Annotated in this window: 3 protein-coding genes and 1 pseudogene; all 4 read left to right on the plus strand. The window is 69.2% G+C overall.

From position 1 onward, the window contains the following. Positions 1–613 (plus strand): transketolase-like TK C-terminal-containing protein (locus tag AB4Y86_RS14170; RefSeq protein WP_441402843.1); only part of this gene is annotated, 613 nt, incomplete at its 5' end. A gap of 66 nt (positions 614–679) precedes the next feature. Continuing rightward, positions 680–1,804, plus strand: coding sequence for a transaldolase (tal, locus tag AB4Y86_RS14175; RefSeq protein ID WP_441402844.1), 1,125 nt, complete (start codon positions 680–682; stop codon positions 1,802–1,804). Between the two features lie 6 nt (positions 1,805–1,810). Next, positions 1,811–3,445, plus strand: a complete 1,635-nt coding sequence (locus AB4Y86_RS14180; RefSeq protein WP_441402845.1) for a glucose-6-phosphate isomerase — start codon at positions 1,811–1,813, stop codon at positions 3,443–3,445. Between the two features lie 15 nt (positions 3,446–3,460). Next, positions 3,461–3,749 (plus strand): annotated as a pseudogene (locus AB4Y86_RS14185) (glucose-6-phosphate dehydrogenase); the annotation flags it as partial.

Below are 3,749 nucleotides of genomic sequence, written 5' to 3' on the forward strand. Positions count from 1 at the left end.
GCTCGCCTCACTCCGCGCCGTCCCGGGCCTGGACGTCGTCCGCCCCGGCGACGCGAACGAGGTCGCCGCGGCCTGGAAGGTCATGCTGGAGAACCACCAGAACCCGGCCGGGATCGTGCTGACCCGGCAGAACATCCCCACCTGGGACCGCGGTACCGGCGACGCCGACGGCGACACCTTCGGTTCCGTCGCCGGCGTTGCGAAGGGCGGCTACGTTTTGGCCGAAGCGTCCACCGGCGGCAAGACGGTGGCCGCCCAGGTCATCCTGATCGGCACCGGCTCCGAGGTCCAGCTCGCCGTGGCGGCCCRCGAAGCCCTGCAGGCCGAAGGGATCCCCACCCGGGTCGTGTCCATGCCCTGCGTCGAATGGTTCAACAAGCAGGACGCCGCGTACCGCGAGTCCGTGCTCCCCGCCGACGTCAAGGCCCGGGTCTCCGTGGAAGCGGGGCTGGCCCTGGGCTGGAGGGAATTCGTCGGCGACGCCGGCCGGTCCGTCAGCCTCGAGCACTTCGGCGCCTCCGCGGACTACAAGCGCCTGTTCCAGGAGTTCGGTATCACCGCCGAAGCGGTTGCCGCCGCTGCCAAGGAATCACTCGCCGGCCTCCAGGCCTAACCCAAACTTCACGCCTTCCGGTCCGCCGCCCCAACAGGCGGCGGCCCCCGATTTCAGGAGTCACCTTTGAACACCACCTCCACCCCCACGCAGCAGCTCTCCGACGCCGGCGTCTCCATCTGGCTCGACGACCTGTCCCGAGGTCGCCTCGCCACCGGCACGCTGCGCAAACTGATCGAAGAGAAGAACGTCGTCGGGGTCACCACGAACCCGAGCATCTTCCACGCCGCCATCACCACCGGCACCGATTACGACGCCAAGATCAAGGAAATGGCCGCTGCCGGCGCCAGCGTCGAGGAAACGATCTTCTCGATCACCACCACCGACGTCGCCGACGCCTGCGATCTCTTCGCCCCGGTCGCGGCCGCAACGAACGGGGTCGACGGCCGGGTTTCGATCGAAGTTGACCCGCGCCTCGCGTGGGACACCGCCGGCACCATCACCGAAGCCAAGGAACTGTCCGGCCAGGTCAACAAGGACAATGTCCTGATCAAGATCCCGGCCACGCTTGAGGGCCTCGAGGCCATTACCGCCACGCTGGCCAGCGGAATCAGCGTCAACGTGACSCTGATCTTCTCSCTGGARCGCTACCGTGCCGTGATCAACGCCTTCCAGAGCGGACTTGAGCAGGCCAAGGAAAACGGCCACGACTTGTCCAAGCTCCACTCGGTGGCGTCGTTCTTCGTCTCTCGCGTCGATACCGAAATCGACAAGCGCCTCGACGCGATCGGCACCGACGAAGCCCGGGCGCTCAAGGGCAAGGCCGGCCTTGCGAACGCCCGCCTGGCTTACCAGGTCTACGAGGAGCTCTTCTCCACCGAACGTTGGGGCCTCCTCGCCGAGGCCGGCGCGCGGCCGCAGCGCCCGCTCTGGGCCTCCACCGGCGTCAAGGACCCGGCCTACCCGGACACCATGTACGTCACCGAGCTCGTCGCCCCCGGCGTGGTGAACACCATGCCGGAAAAGACCCTGAACGCCACCTACGACCACGGCGCCATCACCGGCGACACGGTCACCCGCGGCTACGACGACGCGAACGCGACACTGAACGCCTTGGACGCCCTCGGCATCTCCTACAACGAAGTCGTGGCCGTACTCGAGTCCGAAGGTCTGGACAAGTTTGTGGCAAGCTGGAAGGAACTGCTGGCCGACGTCGAGGTAGCCCTCGCCGCTGCACGGAAGGACGCCTAGTCCCCCATGACCACTCTCAGCTACGACGCCACGGGCGCCGCCCGCCACGCCCACGAACAGCACCTGCCCGCCCTGCTCCAAGACCGGATCGCCACCAGGATCTTCGCCAAGGACGCCACCCTGTGGGGTCCCGACGCCGAAGCCGAGGCCGCCGTCCGGCTCGGCTGGGTGGAGGCCGCAGCGGTTTCACAGCCGCTGGTAGCGGACATCCTGGCGCTGCGCGACGCGCTCCGCGCCGAGGGCGTCAGCCGGATCGTCCTGTGCGGCATGGGCGGTTCCTCGCTGGCCCCCGAAGTCATCGCCGGAACCGCCGGCGTCGAGCTGACAGTGCTGGACAGCACCGACCCTGAACAGGTTGCCGCTGCCCTCGCGGACCGGCTCACGGAAACCGCCATCGTGGTGTCCTCCAAATCGGGTTCGACCCTGGAGACCGATTCGCAGCGCCGGGCCTTCGAACACGCCTTCACCGAGGCCGGCGTCGACGCAAAGAGCCGCATCATCATCGTCACTGACCCGGGGTCGCCGCTGGACAAGTCCGCCCGCGAGACCGGCTACCGCGCCGTCTTTAACGCCGATCCGCACGTCGGCGGCCGCTACTCCGCGCTGACAGCCTTCGGGCTGGTGCCATGCGGGCTCGCCGGCGTTGATCTCCAGGCCTTCCTGGACGAGGCCGAAGAGGCCGCCGAAATCCTCAATGACGACAGCGCAGAGAACATCGGCCTCGCCCTGGGCGCGGCGCTGGGCGGCACCAACCCGCTGCGCAACAAGATCGTCATTGCCGAGGACGGCTCCGGGATCGCCGGCTTCGCGGACTGGGCGGAGCAGCTCATCGCTGAGTCCACCGGCAAGCTCGGCACCGGGGTGCTGCCGGTCGTCGCAGGCCCGCACGCCCCCGAGGTGACAGGCGGCGCCGAGGACGCGCTGGTGATCAGGCTGGTGGCGGCCGACGCCGACGTCAAACTCGGCGCCAACGAAGCCGCGATCGCTGGCGGCCTCGCGGCCCAGATGATGACCTGGGAATTCGCCACCGCCGTCGCGGGGCGGCTGCTCGGGATCAACCCGTTCGACCAGCCCGACGTCGAGGCTGCCAAGTCAGCCGCCCGCGGACTGCTGGACGCGCAGCCGGAACCAACGCCGGCCAACTTCACCGACGGGGCCATCGAGGTCCGTGGCGGTGAATGGCTCGGCGGTGCCGGGACCGCGGCCGAGGCCGTCAGGGCGCTGCTCGGCCAGCTCGGTCCGGACGGCTACCTGAGCGTGCAGGCCTATTTCGACCGGCTCAGCTACGCCCCGCTGGAGGGCATTCGTGACGAACTCGCCGCCGTCAGCGGCCGTCCCGTCACCTTCGGCTGGGGACCCCGGTTCCTGCACTCCACCGGACAGTTCCACAAAGGCGGCCCGGCGATCGGCGTCTTCCTGCAGGTCACGGCCGCTTCCGCCACGGATCTTGCCATCCCCGAGCGGCCCTTCACCTTCGGGGAGCTGATTTCGGCCCAGGCCGCAGGCGATGCGCAGGTCCTTTCCGAACACGGCCGGCCGGTGCTGCGGTTGCACCTCACGGACCGTGCCGCAGGTGTCCGCCAGCTGCAGCGGCTCGTCTCCTCGCTGGCCGGCCAGGCCGCGCCCTCCCTCGAAAGCTAAGGCACCAGAGCAACCATGCCACTCTCGCAAAACGGCGGCCGCAAGTCCGCGGGCCGGGGCCACAATCCGCTCCGCGACCCGCGGGACCGGCGGCTGAACCGGATCGCCGGTCCCTCCTCGCTGGTCCTCTTCGGCGTCACCGGCGACCTCGCCCGCAAGAAGCTCATGCCCGCCGTCTACGACCTGGCCAACCGCGGGCTGCTGCCGCCGAGCTTCGCGCTCGTCGGGTTCGCCCGGCGGCAATGGGAAAACGAGGACTTCGCCGCCGAGGTCCGGGAGTCGGTCATGAGTTACGCCCGGACCC

Origin of the sequence: Arthrobacter sp. 2YAF22_2, from assembly GCF_052114645.1 — a bacterium.
GTDB lineage: Bacteria > Actinomycetota > Actinomycetes > Actinomycetales > Micrococcaceae > Arthrobacter.

What these genes read in the sequence shown, in the direction of transcription:
- AB4Y86_RS14180 (WP_441402845.1), top strand. Translation starts at nt 1,811, where the DNA reads ATGACCACTCTCAGCTACGACGCCACGGGCGCCGCCCGCCACGCCCAC.